Source organism: Vibrio sp. 10N.239.312.D08 (genome assembly GCF_041466145.1).
In the GTDB taxonomy this organism is placed as follows: Bacteria; Pseudomonadota; Gammaproteobacteria; order Enterobacterales; family Vibrionaceae; genus Vibrio; species Vibrio crassostreae_C.
Genome location: NZ_JBFSSD010000038.1, coordinates 23,322 through 44,764, shown reverse-complemented (window position 1 = coordinate 44,764; position 21,443 = coordinate 23,322). Strand labels below are relative to the sequence as shown.

Annotated in this window: 16 protein-coding genes and 1 pseudogene; 12 read left to right on the top strand and 5 right to left on the bottom strand. The window is 44.7% G+C overall.

From position 1 onward, the window contains the following. Positions 1-3 precede the first annotated feature (3 nt). On the bottom strand, positions 4-243 hold the full coding sequence (locus AB6D58_RS18185) for a PAS factor family protein (protein ID WP_004733935.1): 240 nt from the start codon (positions 241-243) through the stop codon (positions 4-6). Positions 244-482: 239 nt separating this feature from the next. Here AB6D58_RS18185 and AB6D58_RS18180 point away from each other — a divergent pair, with 239 nt between their 5' ends. From AB6D58_RS18180 to AB6D58_RS18165, 4 genes are all read left to right on the top strand, one after another. Continuing rightward, complete coding sequence (locus AB6D58_RS18180; RefSeq protein WP_372157950.1) at positions 483-1,481, top strand: DHH family phosphoesterase; 999 nt, start codon at positions 483-485, stop codon at positions 1,479-1,481. 487 nt (positions 1,482-1,968) lie between these two features. Further along, the gene (locus AB6D58_RS18175) at positions 1,969-4,158 is read left to right on the top strand and encodes an immunoglobulin-like domain-containing protein (RefSeq protein ID WP_372074065.1); all 2,190 of its coding nucleotides are present in this window, start codon (positions 1,969-1,971) and stop codon (positions 4,156-4,158) included. Positions 4,159-4,387: 229 nt separating this feature from the next. After that, a complete protein-coding gene (locus tag AB6D58_RS18170; protein ID WP_017059189.1) occupies positions 4,388-5,308 on the top strand; it encodes a LysR family transcriptional regulator in 921 nt (306 codons plus the stop codon). Positions 5,309-5,489: 181 nt separating this feature from the next. Next, positions 5,490-7,535: a TonB-dependent receptor domain-containing protein gene (locus AB6D58_RS18165; protein ID WP_102333278.1), complete on the top strand. Its 2,046-nt coding sequence runs from the start codon at positions 5,490-5,492 to the stop codon at positions 7,533-7,535. 129 nt (positions 7,536-7,664) lie between these two features. On the opposite strand, the gene AB6D58_RS18160 is transcribed toward AB6D58_RS18165, so the two are convergent. Beyond that, a complete protein-coding gene (locus AB6D58_RS18160) occupies positions 7,665-8,408 on the bottom strand; it encodes a class I SAM-dependent methyltransferase (RefSeq protein ID WP_029235856.1) in 744 nt (247 codons plus the stop codon). 459 nt (positions 8,409-8,867) lie between these two features. Between AB6D58_RS18160 and AB6D58_RS18155 the strand changes: the two genes are divergently transcribed. From AB6D58_RS18155 to AB6D58_RS18125, 7 genes and pseudogenes are all read left to right on the top strand, one after another. Beyond that, on the top strand, positions 8,868-9,392 hold the full coding sequence (locus AB6D58_RS18155; RefSeq protein ID WP_017059192.1) for a GNAT family N-acetyltransferase: 525 nt from the start codon (positions 8,868-8,870) through the stop codon (positions 9,390-9,392). A gap of 14 nt (positions 9,393-9,406) precedes the next feature. Next, a complete protein-coding gene (locus AB6D58_RS18150) occupies positions 9,407-10,003 on the top strand; it encodes a LysE/ArgO family amino acid transporter (RefSeq protein ID WP_017059193.1) in 597 nt (198 codons plus the stop codon). Positions 10,004-10,016: 13 nt separating this feature from the next. Continuing rightward, positions 10,017-10,174: pseudogene (locus AB6D58_RS18145) on the top strand (porin family protein); the annotation flags it as partial. Between the two features lie 213 nt (positions 10,175-10,387). Next, on the top strand, positions 10,388-11,641 hold the full coding sequence (gene sbcD / locus AB6D58_RS18140) for an exonuclease subunit SbcD (protein WP_372074067.1): 1,254 nt from the start codon (positions 10,388-10,390) through the stop codon (positions 11,639-11,641). 5 nt (positions 11,642-11,646) lie between these two features. Next, positions 11,647-15,363 carry an AAA family ATPase gene (locus AB6D58_RS18135; protein WP_372157948.1) on the top strand — a complete coding sequence of 1,239 codons (3,717 nt, stop codon included), beginning with the start codon at positions 11,647-11,649 and terminating at the stop codon, positions 15,361-15,363. A gap of 336 nt (positions 15,364-15,699) precedes the next feature. Then, positions 15,700-15,834, top strand: a complete 135-nt coding sequence (locus AB6D58_RS18130; protein ID WP_081324519.1) for a DUF2256 domain-containing protein — start codon at positions 15,700-15,702, stop codon at positions 15,832-15,834. Between the two features lie 160 nt (positions 15,835-15,994). After that, on the top strand, positions 15,995-16,879 hold the full coding sequence (locus tag AB6D58_RS18125) for a PA4780 family RIO1-like protein kinase (protein WP_029235559.1): 885 nt from the start codon (positions 15,995-15,997) through the stop codon (positions 16,877-16,879). A gap of 147 nt (positions 16,880-17,026) precedes the next feature. Here the strand turns inward: AB6D58_RS18125 and AB6D58_RS18120 are convergent, their stop codons facing one another. From AB6D58_RS18120 to AB6D58_RS18110, 3 genes are all read right to left on the bottom strand, one after another. After that, positions 17,027-17,767 (bottom strand): SDR family oxidoreductase, encoded by a 741-nt coding sequence (locus AB6D58_RS18120; protein ID WP_372157946.1) that lies wholly within the window; start codon positions 17,765-17,767, stop codon positions 17,027-17,029. After that, a complete protein-coding gene (locus AB6D58_RS18115; RefSeq protein ID WP_102321009.1) occupies positions 17,767-19,338 on the bottom strand; it encodes a cryptochrome/photolyase family protein in 1,572 nt (523 codons plus the stop codon). Before AB6D58_RS18115 ends, AB6D58_RS18120 begins: the two co-directional genes overlap by 1 nt. 293 nt (positions 19,339-19,631) lie before the next feature. After that, positions 19,632-20,054 carry a universal stress protein gene (locus AB6D58_RS18110; protein ID WP_102393695.1) on the bottom strand — a complete coding sequence of 141 codons (423 nt, stop codon included), beginning with the start codon at positions 20,052-20,054 and terminating at the stop codon, positions 19,632-19,634. A gap of 235 nt (positions 20,055-20,289) precedes the next feature. On the opposite strand from AB6D58_RS18110, the gene AB6D58_RS18105 reads away from it, so the two are divergent. Then, a complete protein-coding gene (locus AB6D58_RS18105; protein WP_102393696.1) occupies positions 20,290-21,420 on the top strand; it encodes a PcfJ domain-containing protein in 1,131 nt (376 codons plus the stop codon). Positions 21,421-21,443 lie beyond the last annotated feature (23 nt).

Below are 21,443 nucleotides of genomic sequence, written 5' to 3'. Positions count from 1 at the left end.
GGACTACTTATTTCGGCCTTCCAGCACATCCAGTGCCAGTTCAACCGCTTTATCAATATTGTCGCATCCCGCTAACTTACCTGAGCTGATAGGACCAAGCACATTAGCGTATAACGAGAGCTGCTTGTTAAATGGCAGGCTCAACTGCTCATATAAACGCTGGCGAATCTCGGCATGTTGCTCAGGAGCGTGAGCAGCAAGGCTTTTCAAAGTGTCATAAACAAGAGTGGTGGTAGTGTTCATTCGTCTCTTTATCATTAAGTGGGAGGCGCTTATTTTATAATCTTTTCGTATTCTTTTACTGTGATATAAGTCATACAATATTATTAATGTGTTTATCTTTTCAATCTAATGAGAATAAGGCATTCCAAAATAGACTTAAGTATCTGTGAAATATAACTAAAATAATGACAGACTATCGAACACACAAACGAATTGGCGCGTTTCTGGCAAACGGTTAAATCTATAGGAAGAGGAACAACATGCACTACGACGTATTCAACGGAGACGCAGATGGCATAATCGCGTTGTTACAGCTGCGATTAAGTGAGCCAAGAGAGAGCGTGCTCATTACTGGTGTTAAGCGTGATATTAAGTTGGTCTCTCAAGTTGTTACTCAAATTATGGATCCGGGTAAGCAAGGTGATGTTTCTTCCGTTACCGTTTTAGATGTATCGATGGAGAAAAACCTGCCTGCACTGCACTCACTGCTAGACGCAAACATCAATGTATTTTATTGCGATCACCACCGAACAGGGGATGTCCCAACTTCTAGTCATTTAGATACTCTGATTGATACCGCGCCAGAGAGCTGCACGAGCTTGCTGATTAACCAGAAGCTGAATGGTGCGCATGTGGCTTGGGCAATCGCAGCTGCCTTTGGCGACAATCTAAAAACGGTGGCGGCGCGGCTAGCGGATGAAAATGGATTCGCTCAATCTCAAAAAGAGTTTCTAGAAGAGCTAGGTACCTTGGTTAACTACAACGGTTACGGTTCGTCACTGAGTGATTTGCATTTCACGCCAGCTGAGCTCTACAAAACCCTTTATCAATACCCGAATCCGTTTGATCTTTTGGATGATAAAGACTCTGTGTTTTATCGACTACGAGATGCTTATCAAAATGATCGCCAGCAGTTATCAAACCTTGCTCCTGTTTATGAAAGTGAAGTCGCACGTGTGTTTGAACTGCCAGGTGAGACGTGGGCAAGGCGCATCAGTGGCGTATTTGGTAATGAAATCGTTAATCAAGATCCAAACCGAGCGCAAGCAGTATTAACGAAAAACCAAGACGGCGAGTCTTACACGGTGAGCTTACGTGCGCCATTATCAAATAGAACGGGTGCAGACGAAATTTGCTCAAGTTTTGCGACTGGCGGAGGAAGAAAAGCAGCGGCTGGAATTAATCAACTTAATGAACTTGATAAGGTGAATTTTATTTCACTATTGGATGCATATTATTCATCTGGCACTGACGGTTAACTGAAAAACTCCCGACGTATACATTCAAAATCCTACAAATTCTTGCTCCTATATTCCGTTATACGTGCGTATTGCTAGCACATGTATGATGGCTATATCCAGGCTGTTTTAGTGATATCACTCGCAATGGTATCTGGTCTTAGGTCAGTAATTACGGCGTATTTGGGATGATTTTTGCCGATTTAAAGTTTATTTTTTCCTATCGGTGATTTTTTATATTTTTGGTTAATTATCTTAGTGAATTAAGGTTGATTAAATATTTATATGGTCAATGCATTCAGCCGAAAATAACAGTTTTTAGCATTTCAATTTGAATGAAAAGTCAAAATCATATTGATTCTGATATTCAATCTGTGACTTAAAATCACAAGTTAAATCAAAGGTCATCTTTTCCTATAAATTCCATTACTTCTCTATAAATATTCATGATTACAATGAATTGGTTCGGTTGTGATTGGCACAGCTGTTAAGTAAGGAAGTGGGACTAATGTTGAAACGTAAAGCTCTACAATTAGCAGTATCGCTCGGCATGGCGGCAATGTCTGGCGCTGTTTATGCGAATGGTTCAGATATGACGAATCCAGACTCTGGCGTCGTGGTTGGCTATTGGCATAACTGGTGTGACGGTGGCGGCTACCAAGGTGGTAATGCGCCATGTGTGACGCTGGATGAAGTGAACCCAATGTACAACATCGTGAATGTGTCATTCATGAAGGTCTACGATGTGGCTGATGGTCGAATCCCAACTTTTAAACTGGACCCAACCATTGGGCTTTCAGAAGAACAATTTATTGACCAAATCTCGGAACTCAACAAGCAAGGTCGCTCTGTACTGTTGGCTTTGGGTGGTGCTGATGCACACGTAGAGCTAGAAACCGGTGATGAAAGAGCCTTTGCTGATGAGATTATCCGTCTAACTGAGCGTTACGGTTTCGATGGCCTAGATATTGACCTTGAACAAGCAGCCGTAACCGCCGCAAACAATCAAACCGTGATTCCTGATGCTCTTAAGTTGGTAAAAGACCACTACCGTGCTGAAGGTAAAAACTTCCTTATTACTATGGCGCCTGAGTTCCCGTATCTCACGACAGCCGGTAAGTACGTTCCTTATATCGATAATCTAGAAGGCTATTACGACTGGATTAACCCACAATTCTACAACCAAGGTGGCGATGGTATCTGGGTTGAAGGCGTGGGTTGGATTGCTCAAAACAACGATGCGTTAAAAGAAGAGTTCATCTACTACATTTCTGATTCTCTTATCAACGGAACGCGTGGTTTCCACAAGATCCCACATGACAAGCTCGTGTTTGGTATTCCTTCAAGCATCGATGCTGCAGCAACCGGTTTTGTACAAGAGCCACAAGATTTATACGACGCATTTGATAGCCTAACGGCGCAAGGTCAACCGCTACGTGGTGTGATGACTTGGTCTATCAACTGGGACATGGGCACCAACAAAAACGGCCAACAATACAACGAGCAGTTCATTAAAGACTACGGCCCGTTTGTACACGGTCAGGTAACGCCACCACCAGTCGAGGGCGAGCCCGTTCTTAAAGGTGTCGAAAATACGCGTGTTCTTCACGGCACAACGTTTGATCCTATGGATGGCGTGACGGCAACAGACAAAGAAGACGGCGATCTAACGTCATCAATCGATGTTGAAGGTTACGTTGAAACCAGTGTTATTGGCACTTACGTTTTGACTTACCGAGTGAAAGACAGCGATAACAACGAAACCACTAAAGCGAGAACGGTAGAGGTTTACAGCCAGAAGCCAGTATTTAATGGCGTATCTGACACAACAGTTGTGTTGGGTACTGCATTTGATGCTATGGCAGGCGTGACGGCGAATGATGCTGAAGATGGCGACCTGACAAGCACTATTACACACACTGGCAGTGTCGATGTAAATGAAATCGGCAACTACACACTTGTGTATAGCGTGACAGACAGCGCGAACCAAACCGTAACCGTTGACCGTAAAGTGTCTGTAACTGATGGTTCTAACTGTGCTGCTGCATGGGATGCCGACACCGTTTATGTTGAAGGTGACCAAGTATCTCATGACGGTTCAACGTGGGGAGCAGGTTGGTACACTCGCGGCGAAGAGCCAGGAACAACAGGTGAGTGGGGCGTTTGGAGAAAAGTTTCAGACTCTTCATGTGGTGGTAACCCAGATCCGGGCGATGACTTAGAGCTTTCGGTTTCAGGACTTCAATCACAATATGCGCCAGATAACGGCAATGTTCGTTTAGATCTAACACTGACATCAAATGAAGCGTTAGATGTTACCGCTATGGTGATCAACAGTGCAGGTACTGTGGTTGAGCAAACTAAGGTTAACGTAACGGACAGCCGCGCCATTACCATCGACTTATACGATGTAGCGGAAGGGCAATATGGACTTGAAGTGGTCGGTAAAGCATCTGACGGTGAAATGGTGATGGTAAACGATTCGTTCGCTGTTAAAGACGGTGGTGGTACAACACCTCCTCCAGGTGATTATCCTCCATATGAAGCGGGCACCAACTACGCAGCGGGTGACATTGTGGTCGGCAGCGATAATGGCTTGTACGAATGTAAGCCTTGGCCATACACGGCATGGTGTGCAAGCGCGTCTTACGCTCCAGCAGATAGCCAATACTGGCAAGATGCTTGGACAAAGCTGTAGTCTGAAAGCTCAACGCTAGCAATATAAAGTAGACGATCAAAGAGAGGCCATTGTGCCTCTCTTTTTTATGTTTAAACAGTTCTGACTTAGAGCTTTAAAACCCACTTAACCTTAAACTCTGCTCTGCATATTGCTCTAGATCAAAATAGGAGTGATTATCAATTGTATTACATGTTAAGAAATAGCACTATGCGCACATTGAATTTTATATATTGTTAATATTTGCATAATGAATCTTGCTCAAGTCGACCTCAATCTACTCGTTATTCTTAAACACCTTCTTGAAGAGAAGCACGTTTCCAACACGGCATTGGCGCTGGATATGAGCCAACCTACGGTGAGCCGATCTCTGCAAAAACTGCGTACCGTTTTCAATGATGATCTATTGGTGCGAGCGGCTTATGGCTATGAGTTAACGCCAAAAGCAGAAGCCATTAAGCAAGATCTCAATTCGGTTCTGACACGTTTAGAAAAGCTGGTACATGGCGATGTATTCGAACCACAAAGCAGTGACAGTACGGTTCGTTTCTTTGGTTTAGTGCCTAATGTCGCGCACTTGCTGCCCAAGGTAGTTGCGGAGATACGTCAACAAGCGCCAAACATGACTGTTGATATCGACTCGATTCCTAAACGACACTTTGAGCCTCTGTTATCCGGTGATGCGCACTTTGTGTTGTCGACCCACGAGCCGTTAAGTTCAGAGCAAAATTTGTATCGAATGTTCGTGATTAGCCGCGATTACCGTTTGCTGATGAGTAAAAAACATCCTTTGGCGGACAAAGAGATCACGGTTGATGACTTGTTGAATAGCCAACTTGGTCAAATCTCACTGCAAGGGGATAAGAAGCTCTCGATCGAAAGTCGATTTAAAGATCTTGGCTTGATTGATAAGCAGCGCCAGCTGTCCATTCCAATTCAGCTTTCCAATTTTAACGTCGCGCCGGATATGGCAGAAGCAACCGACATCATCTTTCATTTACCGACACCTTTTGCTCAACAAGCCGCTACGCAAAGAGATCTTGTTTGTAAACGCGTGCCTAAAGCGTTGCGCCACCCATCAGAAGACGTCTACTTATACTGGCATAAGCGCTTTCATAACGACCCGATGTGTCGCTGGGTTCGCAATATATTCAAAGAGCTTTATACATAATCCATCTGCAGGGTGAATGAAAATTACGAATACCTATCGAGTTGGATATAGATCTCTTTCATTATTTGAATGGTGAATAACGAGAATCGATTTTTGGTATGAAACTTTCGTTGATAAGAGTGGTAGTTGGTTGTTTAATGCAAACCATTATCATTACCAATCACATATAAGAATGAATATCATGTCTGAGAGATCTCTTTTGATTCGCAAACCTCTTTTGGTTCGTAAACCCCTTTCGATCGCAGTCGCTGTTATTTGTACCTCACTTTCAGCTAACGTGTTGGCGCAAGAAGAAGCGCAAGCAACAGATGAGCAAATGGTTGTTACGGCAACTCGTACCGAGATGGCACTAAAACAAGCGCCAGCTTCAATGTCGGTTATCACCGCGCAAGACATTGAAGACAGCCCTGGTATTACCTTGGCGGACATCGTTGCAGAATCAACGAGTGTCGAATCTGACTTTGATAGCACACGTGCTGGCCGTCAGATGATCTCTATTCGTGGTATGGATTCAGATTACACTCTTATCATGGTGAACGGTCGTCGTTTAAGCTCTGCAAGTGCCATCATCCGTGGTAACGACTTCGACCTATCAACGATTCCTGCTGATTCGATCGAACGTGTTGAAATAATCCGTGGCCCAATGTCTGCACTTTACGGTTCAGATGGTATGGGCGGTACAATCAACATCATCACTAAGGCTCCAGAAAACGATTGGAGCTCTACACTGAGCATGGACACTTCATCTCCACTTGATGGTGATGGAGGGGAAGAGTATTCGATGGGCTTCACGACATCTGGTGCGTTGATTGAAGACGAGTTGTTTGCTCGCCTATCTGTTAACCAAACTAGCCGTGATGCTTGGCAACCCTATTCTGGTACGCATAGCTCTGGTTACGATCGTTCAGACATTACTGCGTTAGAAGAAAGAGAGACATTAAGCTTACTCGCGAGCCTGACATGGAATGCAACAGACAACCAAACCATTGATTTCGATTTTGGTTACAGTGACGACGAACGTGAGTCATCTGCGGAAAACGTATCATCTGTGATTGAGTCTGACACACGTGTTGTACGTCAGAGCCAAGCGATCACACATAGTGGTTTTTGGAGCTGGGGTGACACGCAAGTACGTTATTCACGTGAAAATGTGACAGATAATGATGCTGCGGACTCAGATACTAACTATAGCAGTGACATCGAAGAGCTGACTCAAATTGTTGAAGCTTCGGCGACCACTTATCTTGGTGATAGTCACACCGTAACGTTTGGTATGGACTACCAGTTGAGTGAATTAACCAACAAAGAAAACTTAGTCAATGGTACATCTGAAGCTTATCAAGGTGCGTTATTTGTTCAAGACCAATGGTTAATGACGGATCAACTAACGGCAACCATTGGTGGTCGTTTAGATAAGCATGAACTGTACGGTGAAGAGTTCAGCCCACGTGTGTACTTGGTTCATCAAACAACGAATGACCTGATCATCAAGGGTGGTGTGGGTAAAGCATTTAAAGCACCAACATTGACTCAAAATCAGACAGACTACACAGTTAATAGCTGTAAAGGCGTATGTGATTTACATGGTAATGAAGATCTTAAGCCCGAAACCAGCTTGAACTATGAGATCGCTGCGATTTATAGCCAACCTCGTTGGAATGTTGAAGGTGCCTTATTCCGAAATGAAATCAACGACCTAATTGATCGTGATGAAACCTATTGTGAGAACGGCGGAGTGTTTGAATCGGGTAAAGGTTGCGCTGATAGTTCAAGCTCAACTGGCTATGTGAATGGTAAGCGTACTTATACAAACGTATCAGAGGCTGTAGTTCAAGGTGCTGAGCTTACAGGCCAATTCCAAATTACTGATGAATGGGGTGTGTCTGGTAATTACACATTCTTAGACACTGAAGATAAGTCTACTGGTGACGAATTACTTGAGCGTTACAAGCATTCGGGTTTAGTTAAACTGAACTGGAGCCCAACTTACGATCTAAGTACCTTCGTGAGTGCGCGTTACCGTGGTGAACGTCAGATCGAAAGCGATCTAACTCAAGACGCTTACACAACGCTGAACCTAGGTGCTATCTACAACGTGAATGCTTCAGTACGACTACGTGCAGGTATCACGAACTTAACTGACGAAGCTGTATCACAAGAGCTAGAGAGCATGGGCTATGTTGAAGAGCCACGTACTTACTACGTAGGTATGACAGCGGACTTCTAATTTAGAGTTCAGTAACTGATAGCTTGATACAAAAGAACCCACACTGGCTGATGCTCTAAAAGGAGAATGGCGAGTGTGGGTTCTTTTTTGATCTATAGATTTGGTTTAATTTGCCGTTTATCTATTAATCTAGATTTTGACACATGTGATCAGCGCATTACCGGACTGAGTATCCCAAGGAATCAGCTTATCGTAATCGTGCTCGAAGATATTAACCTCGAAGTAGGGCTTCAATATCTCGATTAACTCTTTAAACGAGAATGCCACCATTGGGTGTTCATCATTCCACACTTGAGTTTCACCAGCAGTCGTCTTTTCGATGCTAAGCTTTAGCGCTTGCTTATCACCCTGACCAGAGTAATACCAACCAGAACGGAACGTGAAATCGTCTTTGTCTTGGTTTGTTGTGTGTCTAACAAACAGGTCATTGCTGATCTTGTCTTTATCAACCACGTTAAAACAGAAAATACCTTCTGGCTTTAACGCACGATGCACACTTTCAATACACTCTTTAAGCTTCTCAAGGCCATCGTTGTAATGGATGGAATACAGGAAGCAAGTGATAAGATCGAGTGGTTCCGTGACCTCAAAGTTACTCATGTTTTGTACTGAGAACTTGGCTTCCGGGCAGCGAACTTCTGCGATATCTAACATCGGCTTGTTAAGATCTAGGCCACCGCTTTGGTAACCGAAATCAATAAAATGACGAACGTGTGGGCCAGTGCCACAAGCTAAGTCGAGGTGTGTTTTTCCTTCATTTCCAAAGATTTGATGGAGTCTACGTACGCAGTTACTTTGCGCTTGGTAGTCAATATCTACACACATTAAATCATAGTAACCGGATAGGTCGGTATAGAGTGCGTTGGCGGACATATTTGCCTGCAGCATAAGCTGAAAAATTAGGGTGGCGCATCATATACCGAAATTGGAAAATCGCAATCAAATATTCGATCAATGAAAGCGTTTTATTTTCTAACTTATGGTCGTTTTAAATGAGACCGTTTAAAGGGATGTTTAAGCTGCCAACAACATCAGTACGCGTGTCATCGCTATTCACTTTGCCCTGACTACTTATTCGTTAACTAAAACAGGTGTTGCTCCCTCAATGCAGCGACCATACGGGCTTTGCGGAACGCTTTTATCACGAGACGAGATAGGAAAAATATGGTATCTAGGTAAACCCAGTGTGACATTTATAATTTTATGATTAATCAGTAATTTTACTGATTCAAACCGAGTTCTTGAAAAGGAAACAATTCAGGAAAGTGGGCTGTTGATAAAAACCAAATCACTCAAGCTAAATAAGCGAACTAAACAAGGAGAGTTGAAACAATGACATCAGCAATAAATGCACAGGGTTCAATGGAAAATAGAACAGCATTGGAAAGCAGTGCTTCAATAGAAATTAAGGTGGATGACTTGTCGGGTGGGGAAGTCATTGAATTACTTGAAGAGCACCTCGCTGATATGTACGCCACTTCGCCAGCCGAAAGCGTTCATGCACTGGATCTAGATGGGCTCAAGTCACCAGAGATTACTTTTTTCAGTGCTTGGAAAGACAGCCAACTACTTGGGTGTGTTGCCATTAAAGAGCTAAATACCCAACACGCTGAACTCAAATCGATGAGAACCTCACAGTTTGCTCGAAAGTCAGGTGTTGCGAGCCAACTTTTACAGCACGTATTGGATACAGCAACCGCCCGCCAGTATCAAACAATCAGTTTAGAGACCGGCTCAGAAGACTACTTTAAGGCTGCGCGTAACCTGTATGAAAAGTTTGGCTTCGGATACTGTGAACCCTTTGCTGATTATGTGTTAGACCCGCACAGCCAGTTTATGAGTATTGAGTTGCGTTAAGAGACTAGCCTTAGATGTCGACTTACTTTGCAGGTTTCTCCCTTGGCCTTTCGCTGATTCTTGCGATTGGCTCTCAAAATGCGTTTGTTTTAAAGCAAGGGCTTAAGAACCAACACGTATTGGCAGTTTGTGCTGTATGTGCCATTTCTGACGCCTTACTGATTAGCTTTGGCGTGACGGGCTTTGGCGCAATCGTTAAGCAGTTCCCACAAATTGAGCAGTTCGCCCGTTATGGTGGCGCTATCTTTTTGGGTGTCTATTCATTCTTAAGCTTCCGATCAGCATTTACCGAAAACCACGCCTTAGAAGCCACGGCAGAAACTAAAGACTCATTAACCAAAGCGATTGCGATGTGTTTGGCGTTCACTTGGCTTAACCCGCATGTGTATTTGGATACTGTGGTATTGCTGGGGTCTATCTCAACTCAATATCAACCGGATCAAATGTTGTTTGGCGCTGGGGCGGTATCGGCGTCATTCGTGTTCTTCTTTTCACTTGGATATGGCGCTCGCTTCTTGGCTCCAATGTTTAAGAACCCGAGAGCGTGGAAGGTGTTGGAATTTGTCGTTGGCGTGATCATGGCATCTATTGCAATATCTTTGATTGTCTAGCTGCGCGTAATTAGGCTTCCATTTTGGTATAGGTGTTGAATACACGCCAGTAGAAAGCCTAACCTTACGTTTAATCTCACAAGCAGATGCAGTAAATATCGAATTCTTCGGCCCGAAAGCCGTGATGTAGCGTTTAGCACAGTAACTCTGGGCGCTTCGTACAATTTTTGACGACCTCTGTGAAATAGCTTAAAGCTAAAGCTATGGACACCTAAAACCGCTCTAACGTTGAGCGGTTTTTTTATGTCAAAAATAACGATTGGTCACGCTATGGGCGGAGTTGGTCCAAAGCCTGAAATTAGTTGGTTTTCACAAGCTTATAAAAGGGAATTATCTCGACTATTTTGGTAGATTAAAGGTATTACCGACTTCCAGTGAGCAGCAATGAAGATTCTTCACACGTCCGATTGGCACCTTGGCCAAAACTTCTACAATAAAAGCCGTAAGAATGAACATGAACGGTTTTTACAATGGTTACTTGAGCAAGTTACAGAGCACGACATCGACGCGATCATTGTTGCTGGCGACATTTTCGATACCAGTACACCGCCGAGTTACGCTCGTGAGATGTATAACAAGTTTGTGGTCGATTCGAACAAGATCGGTTGCAAATTGGTGTTATTAGGTGGTAACCATGACTCGGTGTCTGTGTTGAAGGAGACACAGCAATTACTGAAGTACATGGGCGCAGACGTAATTCCGAACACCAATGAAGATCATGCGACTCAGGTTGTCGAACTAAAAGGTAAGAACGGCGATGTAGAAGCGCTGGTTTGTGCCATTCCTTTTATTCGCCCTCGCGATGTGTTGATGAGCCAGGCGGGTGTCACTGGCGTTGAGCGTCAGAAGCAACTCGGCGATGCAATCAAACAGCATTATCAAAGTGTTTATGATGCGGCGGTTGCTAAGCGCGCGACGTTTGCAAACAGCGAGCACATGCCGATCATCGCTACCGGCCACTTAACTGCGATGGGTGTTCAACAATCGGATTCGGTACGTGATATCTATGTCGGCAACCTTGATGGTTTTGCCGCTGATGGCTTCCCAGACGCAGACTATATTGCACTTGGTCATATCCACCGCCCACAAGTGGTGGCAAAGCGTGAATACATTCGTTATTCAGGCTCTCCAATCCCACTAAGTTTTGATGAACTTAAGTCTCAAAAACAAGTGTGTGTGGTTGAGTTTGTTGAAGGTGAGCGCACCATTTCTCAACTGCCTGTTCCCACATTCCAACCTCTAGCTGAAATCAAAGGCGACTTGAGCGAGATCGAATCTCAGCTTAACCAATACATAGGTTTAGATAGCGACCAAAGCGTATGGTTATCGATAGAAGTGCAAGCGCAAGATTACTTGTCGGATCTACAAGAACGTATGCGCGCACTGACCGAAGGATTGAATGTGGAAGTACTTCAACTGCGCCGAGCAAGAGAGCGTCGTAATCAAGCATTAGAGCAAGAGTCGGCAGAGACCTTATCTGAACTGAGCCCGATGGACGTGTTTACGAAGCGTATTGCCTTAGAAGAGTTTGAAACCGATTCTGAAAAAGCACGTTTAGAGCGAATGACGGTGAAGTTTAAACAAGTGATGGTTGAAGTGTCTGAAAGCGCTCAAACACCAAATAAAGTAGAAGAGTAACCAGTATGAAGATTTTAAGCCTAGAATTTGAAAACCTGAACTCTTTGAAAGGGCGTTGGAAGCTCGATTTCACCCAATCACCGTTTGCAGAAAATGGTCTGTTTGCGATTACTGGCCCAACAGGGGCGGGTAAAACCACCATTCTTGATGCGATTTGTTTGGCATTGTTCCACCGCACACCGCGTTTAAAGAGCATAGCTAAAGGCAACAACGAATTAATGACGCGTGGCACGGGTGAGTGTTTTGCTGAACTGGAATTTGAAGTTCAAGGTAAAACGTACCGATCTAATTTCCACCAAAAGCGAGCGCGTGGAAAACACGATGGCGCATTGCAAACGCCAACGTGCGAGTTTGCCGATGCGGACACCGACAAAGTCTTAGAGACCATGTTGACCAAGAAGACCAAGCTGGTGGAGCAGGTCACGGGCCTCGATTTCTCACGCTTTACTAAATCGATCATGCTGTCTCAGGGTGAGTTTGCGGCGTTCTTAAATGCCAATGCCAACGATCGTGCAGAGCTACTAGAAGAGCTGACGGGTACCGAAGTGTATAGCCTGATCTCAGAGCGCATCTACGATCACTTTAAGTCGAGTGAAACATCGCTTAATCAGCTCAAAGCGAAAGCAGAAGGTGTGAGATTACTGTCTGAAGAGCAAATCAAAGAGCTAACCGCAGAACGAGAAACGCTAGAAGCCGAGCAGAAGCGTTTAGCCGAGCAATTAAAAGAGTGGCAAGCGCATCTCAGCTGGTGGAAAGACGTGACTAAAGCTGAGCAAACTATCGCGACCAGTGAGCACGATCTTAAAACAGCTCAAGATAAACTAGGCCGTAACCAACCATCACTAGAGCGTTTGGCATACAGTGAACCGGCTGAAAAGCTGCGCCCAATGCACAAAGATTTAAAGCGTTGCGAACTAGAGGTGAACACTACTCAAGCTCATTTAGATAACAGCGCTAAGTTACTTGCCGTTCGTGATGCAGAGAAGCAAGACGCGCAAACTAAACTGACTCAAAGCAGTGCAATTGTCGAACAGGTTAAAACCGAGCAACAAGAACAAGAGAAGATCATCGATCTTGTCCGCCCGCTAGATAACCAAATTGCCGTACTCAAAGACAAACAAACTGCGGCCGTTAATGCAGCGAATACGCTTAACGAGCAACATACGCAGCAGCGCAATCAACAGGTTGTTTTAGTCCAAAAAACAGATGCACTGAAGCAACAAGATCAACGCAGTACTGAGTACTTAAATACGCATCAAGCTGACCAGCATTTGGAAAAATACCTAGGTCAGTGGCAAGCAAAGGTCGAGCAAGTTCGTACTCTAGAGCGCCAGCATTCAGAGCAGTTGAATTCAGCGAAGCAAGCGTTGTCTGCGGTTGATGCACAGCAAACGATTATCAAATCTGCTCAAGACGCTAAAGCAACGCAAGATAAAACTTTAGCTGAATTGGTTGTGCTAGAAAGTAGTGCAAAGCAACAGTGGGAAGCCTTGCAAGGCAACACTAGCGAGCAAGTGTTGAATTCGCAAAAAGATCTGTTGGAGTTTTGGAATCGCAATACGCACTCATTACTCGAGATCAATCGTGGTTTCCTAAATGCCCAACAACAGCTGCACGCAAAAACACAGGCACATCAAACCAACACCCAGTTGGTCGACAAGCTTTCGAAAGAGCGTGAAGTGCTGGTGGAACGATATAAAGAGAGAGAGACTTTGCTTGAGCGATTAACGCGTTTGATTGATCAAGAAGGCGAATTGGCGAAATACCGTGCAGCTCTAGAATCTGGGTCTGAATGCCCACTGTGTGGTTCAACAGACCATTCGGTTGAACAGTCGCAAGACATTGCAAATTTGGTTGCTCAAAAAGATAGGGAAAACCTAGAGCTAACGGCTATCAAAAAAGAAGGCCAAGAGCATCGTCAGCAGTTAGATTCTCTTGCTCCTATGATTGCTGCGCTTAACGATGACATTCAGCGAGCGCAAGCGGATATTCATCAGGCTCAACTGAATTGGCAAAGCGTTGTCGGCAAGCTTCAACAGAGTTTATCGGATTTCGTTGGCACGGCTCCTGAACTGGCACTGCTAACGATTAACGATTTAGGCAATGAAGCTACAGTCGCGACCTTTGCTCAGCAGTGTGAACTTCAACTAAGTCAGAGCGCGCAGCAACTCAAAGCGTTGGGTGATGCTAAAGCGCATTACGCTGAAGCTGAGAAACAACGCCTGTCTGTAAGTGTTATGGCTGACAAGGCGCAGTCTAATCTCGAGTTGGCCGAGCAACGCTTAGCTGATTTGAATAAGCAAAACCAAGTCGCAAACGAGCAAGTGACTCAAATAGCTCAAGCGAAAGGCCAGCAATGGAACGCTTTGAAAGAGAGCATTGTTCAAACTTCTATCGAAGCACCTGAACTTGAGCATATCGATGATTGGTTTACTGCGAAATCGCAAGCATCAAGCACATGGCAGCAAACCAAACAGCAACAGGCCGATATTGAGAAGCAACTGATTACTCAAAATGCCGAATTGAAAACGTTAGACGACAAGCTAAGCAGTGTTGAGAAAGAGCTCGCGACACTGACGCAAGAGAGTGAGTCTTTAGTGTCAGAACTCACTCGTGTAACGGCTGAAAGAACAGAGTTGTTTGGTGACAAAGACATTCAAGCCACCAGCAATGCGATGAAGCAAAAAGTCACTGAAGCGGTAAATGCATTTGATGCTGCGCAGTTAGTGCTTAACCGTTGCGAGCTGGAACATCGAACCGAGCAAACCAAACAAACTGGTTTCTCGGACGAGTTAGTCAGTAAGCAATCGAGCTACATACAAGCGTCGAATGCTTGGTTAGCAGCGCTGAAAACCAGCCCATTCGAAGATGAGGCTAATTTTGAAGCAGCGTTGTTAGATGAAGAGGTTAGAACTCAACTTCAAAGCTTGAAGAAGTCTTTAGACGAAGCGATTGTCAGTGCGCAAGCTAGGTTGAACACCGCCACAGCGACACAAGTGGAGCTACAAAATCACGAAAATGCGAAAGCATGGCAAGAGCAAGACCAACAGCAAGTTGAAGAAGCGACTACTGAGTGTCAAAACGCACAGCAAAGCCATGCGACAAAGATCGGTGCAATTTCCGCCAATCTTGAAACGGATAGCCAGAACCGCAGTAATCAGCAAGATCTGTTCAAGCAGATCGACGAGCAGCAGGTCGAGTTTGATGATATTTCACGTCTGAATTCACTTATTGGTTCTAAGAACGGCGACAAGTTCCGTAAGTTTGCTCAAGGTCTAACACTGGAAAACTTGGTGTACTTGGCGAACAAGCAGCTACAGCGTTTGCATGGTCGTTACGAGCTAAAACGTAAAGCCGATGATGGCTTAGAACTGCAAGTGCTTGATACATGGCAGGGCGATGTGATGCGTGATACAAAGACTTTATCAGGTGGCGAAAGCTTCTTGGTGAGCTTGGCGTTGGCATTAGCGCTTTCTGATCTTGTGAGCTACAAAACCAGTATTGATTCTCTGTTCTTAGATGAAGGTTTCGGCACGTTGGATAGTGACACATTGGACATTGCCCTTAACGCGTTAGATAACTTGAATGCATCAGGCAAGATGATCGGTGTCATTAGCCACGTTGAAGCACTGAAAGAGCGAGTGCCCGTTCAGCTTAAAGTGACAAAACACTCTGGCTTAGGTGTGAGTGAGATGGAGAAGCAGTACAAGGTTGTCGCTTAGGTTGTTACTTTGGTTCTTGCTAAATTTATCTGCGCAGAAATAGAAACAGAGCTAGATGAAGCAGATCCCCGACTCAGTCGTTCCTCCTTCTCGAGGATGACGGAGTCGGGAGTAGTCACAAATCACTACGCAGTCACTCCTTAAAGTCAGGAACAAACGTCATAGAGAACTAGGCTTTGTTCGTATTGCCTTCGTCATTCTCTAAAGCGAGGTACGAACGTAATAGGGAATCTAGATTTGTTCGCATTACCTTCGTCATTCCCTAAAGCGAGGTACGAGCGTAATAGGGAATCTCTAGTAAACGCAGGAAGTGGATGCTTCAAGAAGGGAACGGCCATGCACAAGAAACCCCATTTACCGACTAAGATATGTCCTGTTTGCCAAAAGCCTTTCGCATGGCGTAAAAAATGGCAGCGCTGTTGGGATGACGTGATCTACTGTTCTGAACGTTGTCGTCGTAATAAGTCTTAGTCCCATAATCTGAATAGATCAGGTCAATCCTCATGATCTAAACCCGTTAACTCCAATATTTCCTTCCTTTGTCGTAATTTTGATGATCCTTTAATCGTTTCGTCATTCATTTCTCAAGTTAATATTTCTATCTGTAAGATAAGTGATGTATAAAGGCGGCATGAAGATACCTAAAAGAATACAGCCTTTAGTTGACGACGGTTTAGTCGACGAGGTGACAAGCCAACTCATGAGTGGCAAAGAAGCATCGGTGTACATTGTGCGCTGCGGCGATACGATCCGTTGTGCCAAGGTATATAAGGAAATTAGCCAACGCAGCTTTAAAAAAGCGACCGCGTATCGTGAAGGCCGAAAAGTCCGGAATAGCCGCCGTGCACGAGCGATGGAAAAAGGCTCTGGCTTTGGTCGTGAACAACAAGAAAAGGTTTGGCAAAGTGCTGAAGTGGATGCTTTATATAAACTGGCAGAAGCGGGTGTTCGTGTGCCTGTCCCTTATGGTTGCTTTGATGGCGTACTGCTTATGGAGCTGGTCACTGACGATGAGGGTTACGTTGCACCACGTTTGAACGATGTGGTGATGTCAGCAGAGCAAGCGATCGAAGACCACGCCGTGATGATGACTTACGTAGTTAAAATGCTGTGTGTTGGTTTGATCCATGGTGACTTGTCTGAGTTCAACGTATTGGTGGATGAGTACGGTCCAGTAATTATCGACCTACCACAAGCGGTTGACGCTTCGGCTAACAACAACGCTGAGTGGATGCTGGCGCGTGACATCAATAACATCCGTGACTATTACGCTCAGTTTGCTCCTGAACTGGCAAAAACCGAGTATGCCAAGGAAATGTGGGCGCTGTACGAGAAAGGCGACTTGAAGCCAGACAGCAAACTGACGGGTGAGTTTACGGAAACCGACGACTTGGCTGATATCGAAGCCATCATGCAAGAGATAGACGCTGCGCGAATTGAAGAACAACATCGACGCGAGCGAGCTAAAGAAGAGAAAGAAGGTGTTGACGATACTAAGTTCAATTGGGCTGAATAATCGTGATGATCAGTTTTGATCTTTAGCTAGATATCAACCAAACGCCTTTTAAAACAGAGGCGTTCTTTCTAAATAAAAACCCAATGGAGCTTCAACTCTGTTGGGTTTTCTTTTTTAGCACTAATGAAAGACGGACACTCGTATCAACTACCAATTTAACTGTTCACCATCGTAAGCGTAGAAGTGCCCACTGTTATCCGGTGTGGCAGTGCGAATAATATCGACCAACTGATGGGCGACATAGCTTGACTCAAACAACTTACCTTCAGGGACATTGGTCCGAAAAGGCTTCGACAGAGCTGTGTCTGTCGTGCCCGGGTGCAGAGCCAACACGGTGCCTTTCTTAATGGTGCGTTGCCATTCGATCGACATGGTTTTGATGAACATATTTAGGGCTGCTTTCGATGAGCGGTAGCTATACCAACCGCCTAATCTGTTGTCTGAAATACTGCCAACCTTTGCGGATACCACAGCAAATTTTGGATTGTCACTCGCTCTAAGAATCGGCGTGAAGTGCTTTGCCAATAATAAGCTCGGTAGGGTGTTCACAGAGATGTTTTTGAGGAAAAAATCAGGGTCGATGGACGACAAGTTTTTTTCCGGTCCAAGATCTGGAGTGTGGAGCATACCCACGCAGTTGATCAACCAATCAAGTTGTTCAAACTCAGAACTCAAACGCTTGATATCAGCTTCATTGGTCGCGTCGACTTTGTGCCAGGTCAAGCGATTGTTTTCTAGTTCCGGCTGTTGAGAGTGGTAAGTCGCGTCTACATGCACATCAAGAAAATCAAACCGAGAGAGCTCAGATAATAGGTGTTTAACCACAGCGAAACCAATACCGCCGCTCCCACCGACCACCAATATGTGTAATCTGAGTTGCTCCACCATTATAAGTTCTCCAAGTTTGTGATTCGTTGTTCAGCAGTATCGAGAATCGCTTGTTGTGATTGCTCATCCATGTTGTCCCAAGAGCGATATAACATGCCCATACGTGGGTTGCGGTTTAACGCATCGCGGTGCTGGTCCATAAAGCGCCAATACAAGCTATTGAAAGGGCAAGATTGCTCGCCGCTGCGTTCTTTTATCTTGTAGTGACAGCCTTTGCAGTAGTCACTCATGCGGTTGATATAGGAACCGCTGGCAGAGTATGGTTTGGTTCCTACGATCCCGCCATCCGCAAACAGTGCCATACCTCGCGTATTTGGCATTTCAACCCACTCAATCGCGTCGACGTAAATACCGAGGTACCAACTGTCGACTTGGTCAGGGTCTATACCCGTGATTAAACAGAAGTTGCCAGTGATCATTAACCTTTGGATGTGGTGCGCGTAAGCAAACTCAAGAGACTGGTCAATCGCATGCTTCATGCAGTTCATCTTGGTTTGTCCGTCCCAAAAGTAATGGGGCAGGTTATTATGTGCTGAGTAATGGTTTTTGTTGGCGTAAGCAGGCATGTTTGCCCAATAGACGGCGCGTATGTACTCTCGCCACCCCAGTATTTGGCGTACAAATCCTTCGACCTGTGCAATATCGATGCTTGGCTTATCTGGTGAGCTGTCTCGAAGACAGGATGCTTGGTAGGCCGACAGTGCTGCATCAATCACTTCTTTAGGGCTCAGCAGTTTACTGTTCAGCGAGAACGATATACGGCTATGATACAAGCTCCATTTAGAGTCGTGCTCTGTCGTCATCGCATCTTGAAACTGCCCAAATAACGGCAAGCAGACTTGGCAGAAATGAGCGAGTAGAGACAAGCTTTGTGCGCGGTTCACCGGCCATAGTAACTGGTTGCCGACTTGACCAATGGTTTGTACTTGGTGACGTTCGATACGTTGCAAAATGTCGGTTATATCATTGGTAAACATCAGCGGCTGAGGTAGGTTTTCGATGTCTTGTTTCTTGAGCTTATTTCGATTGTTCGCGTCGTAATTCCATTTTCCGCCAACGGGCTTTCCGTCTTCTAGCAAAATGTCGAAACGTTTTCTCATTCGGCGATAGAAGTGTTCCATCATGATGTGTTTGTCTTTTGGAAACTGTTGTTCTATCTCCTCGAATGGAAAGAGGAAGTGTTCTGTATCACAACAACCTTTGGTCGCATTGGTCAGCTTGAGCTTGTTCATCTGCTCTAAGAGGCGATATTCATCTGGCCTTTGATATTCGAATTTCTCTGCGCCGAATTCGTGTACATAGTGCTTTAAAAGTGTGTCTAGGTTTTCAAATTGCGTTGTGTCGTCAAGAGTAAGGTGGAGTACTTGATGACCTTGTTCTTTGAGTTCGTTAGCGAAGTAACCCATCGCACAGAAAAACGCGGCCACTTTTTGAACGTGAGAGGCAACATAATCTGTTTCTTGTTTTAGCTCAGCAATGATGTAAATAACGTCATCGTTAACCTGTCTAAACCATGAATGCTCAATGTTGAGTTGGTCACCTAATACAAGTCGTACCGTTTTAAATTTCATAATGCGTCCTGGTTTGTGAGGCTTGTTGTGACTGCGTTACCGCCTGTCCATTGATTGATGAAGGCATGGTCTGGGTCGTACATTTCAGTACGTTGATTCAAATCGAAATGACGTGATTTGTTAATTATTAGACGCTTACGAGTTGATAGGCTGACAAGATCACAAATGACTACTCTAAGTGGGAAATAGGAGATTTCGATCAGGATGAGTGTGTTGAAGAGGATATCAAGCCAACCAATAATACCGATAGAGGTTGGCAATGCCGGTTATTTTTGAGTGTCGAACTGGAGCTTCTATTCCATTGTAACAACGAGAATATCGATAGGGGAAGTATCGATGATCTGTTTAGAATGGGAGATGAGCTTATGCCAAAAATCATGGTGATGGCCGCACAGCAATAGGTCAACGCCGTTTGCTTCGATGGCATTTTTGAGCTTATCGTTCAAATCACCCGTTCCCACGAAAATGTGCTTGATTGGGTGTTTGGCGTAGGCTTCAAACTCTTTCAAATGCTTAACGGCATCTTCATTGATGGGTAAATCACCGTCATTTCCCTGAATATCAACGAGCTCTGGATAAATTTCTCCATGCGTACCATCGATATAAACAAATGAAATGCCAGCCTCCAGTTTATCAGCGAAGAAGGTCGCTCTATCAATGAGAATCTTGGTGTCGTCAGACAGTTCAAGTGCGACCAGAATATGTCGGTAATCCATAATTAAAGCCTCTTGTTGTGAGTTATGTAACAAGCATAGTTTCTGTTGACGCAAATGATATCGAAGAGATCTCATATTCCGTAAAATCATCATTCAATGTTCTTCTAAGCACTATCGTATTTATATCGCTTTGATTGGTAAGAAATTTACAAAAGGTTGATATAGTGGTTGAAGCGCTAGCTTATGCTGTTAGATAGGCTTGATAGTTCAATGCGCCAATAACGAAGAGGCATCAATGACAGCACTACTAACCATTCCCACTCGAACATTAGGTTTCGACTACGATATTGAGATCCGAGACTGGTCTCAAAAGCTCGTCGGCTTTCATGTGTTTGAAGATGGTAGACGACCGCTTGATGGAGGCATTGGGCTGAGCCTCAACCTTGTTGAACAGTTTGACGTGAATGGTCGTTGGCTAAATTCATTACCTGCGCGTTATCGTGAAATCACCGACGACTTTCCAGAATACCAATACCAGATGTTGTGGCTTGCTGCGAATACTTATGAAGCCGCGCAATTGCTTGAATTAAGGCCTGTTATTTTGGCTTTGATCTGCATGAAATACAGTGTCGACAACAAGAAAGCACTGGCACTAAGTCGCTTAGGGCAGAAGAAGGTCCTTACCAAGTTGGGCTTAGACGGCAGCAAGGCGACACTCAAATTCATCGACAAGCTAGAGCTTCATTACAATGTTGGTGATGAACTCGACCACATTGTTCGTATTCTCGAACCGCTGCAAAGACGAGTCCTTAAGTTTAAGCATTACTCAAAAGTTGGATACACAGCCCTGCGTTTGGACCAAGTTCATCCATTTTTAACTGGTAGCAGGCTAGGGATTGCAATGGTGGAAGAGGGCAGACTTAACGCACCGTCGAAGATGGCGATGTTCCAAGATGCGATATTGCTAGGGCAAGATTTGGAGATGGATGATCCACTGCGCGCGATTACCAGTCAGAACTCTTTTGCGATGTTTGAACAACTCCATGACCGCTGGACGGAGCAACGCCAATTACGTCGTTTGGAGGGTAATCGCCCAATGGATAAAGACATCCCTTATCCCGTTCCTTTACTTGGCAATGACAACATTCATCCGCTCACGGATTATTACGACCTTGAACACGAAGGCATCGAGCAGAAGCACTGTATTGGCGTGTATCACAACCGAATCATGAGCGATCGTTATGTGGTGTTCCGCATGCTCAAGCCTCAGCGTTTAACCATAGGTTTACGCCGCGTCCCGAGCAAAGCATTTCCTTTTGAAATAGACCAAATCTGCGGAAAACGAAATGCACCTCCGTCGGAATCCGCTCGCCAAGTGATTCACGACTGGCTAGAAGCGAGTAAGCAAAAATATCCTAAGCAATAGCCATTAAGTAGAAGGAATACAGG

Excerpts from the sequence above, each read along its gene's own strand:
- AB6D58_RS18110 (WP_102393695.1), bottom strand. The coding sequence starts at position 20,054 with ATGGATTACCGACATATTCTGGTCGCACTTGAACTGTCTGACGACACC.
- AB6D58_RS18155 (WP_017059192.1), top strand. The coding sequence starts at position 8,868 with ATGACATCAGCAATAAATGCACAGGGTTCAATGGAAAATAGAACAGCA.
- sbcD (WP_372074067.1), top strand. The coding sequence starts at position 10,388 with ATGAAGATTCTTCACACGTCCGATTGGCACCTTGGCCAAAACTTCTAC.
- AB6D58_RS18105 (WP_102393696.1), top strand. The coding sequence starts at position 20,290 with ATGACAGCACTACTAACCATTCCCACTCGAACATTAGGTTTCGACTAC.
- AB6D58_RS18175 (WP_372074065.1), top strand. The coding sequence starts at position 1,969 with ATGTTGAAACGTAAAGCTCTACAATTAGCAGTATCGCTCGGCATGGCG.
- AB6D58_RS18165 (WP_102333278.1), top strand. The coding sequence starts at position 5,490 with ATGTCTGAGAGATCTCTTTTGATTCGCAAACCTCTTTTGGTTCGTAAA.
- AB6D58_RS18130 (WP_081324519.1), top strand. The coding sequence starts at position 15,700 with ATGCACAAGAAACCCCATTTACCGACTAAGATATGTCCTGTTTGCCAA.
- AB6D58_RS18120 (WP_372157946.1), bottom strand. The coding sequence starts at position 17,767 with ATGGTGGAGCAACTCAGATTACACATATTGGTGGTCGGTGGGAGCGGC.
- AB6D58_RS18170 (WP_017059189.1), top strand. The coding sequence starts at position 4,388 with ATGAATCTTGCTCAAGTCGACCTCAATCTACTCGTTATTCTTAAACAC.
- AB6D58_RS18150 (WP_017059193.1), top strand. The coding sequence starts at position 9,407 with ATGTCGACTTACTTTGCAGGTTTCTCCCTTGGCCTTTCGCTGATTCTT.
- AB6D58_RS18135 (WP_372157948.1), top strand. The coding sequence starts at position 11,647 with ATGAAGATTTTAAGCCTAGAATTTGAAAACCTGAACTCTTTGAAAGGG.
- AB6D58_RS18185 (WP_004733935.1), bottom strand. The coding sequence starts at position 243 with ATGAACACTACCACCACTCTTGTTTATGACACTTTGAAAAGCCTTGCT.
- AB6D58_RS18180 (WP_372157950.1), top strand. The coding sequence starts at position 483 with ATGCACTACGACGTATTCAACGGAGACGCAGATGGCATAATCGCGTTG.
- AB6D58_RS18160 (WP_029235856.1), bottom strand. The coding sequence starts at position 8,408 with ATGTCCGCCAACGCACTCTATACCGACCTATCCGGTTACTATGATTTA.
- AB6D58_RS18125 (WP_029235559.1), top strand. The coding sequence starts at position 15,995 with ATGAAGATACCTAAAAGAATACAGCCTTTAGTTGACGACGGTTTAGTC.
- AB6D58_RS18115 (WP_102321009.1), bottom strand. The coding sequence starts at position 19,338 with ATGAAATTTAAAACGGTACGACTTGTATTAGGTGACCAACTCAACATT.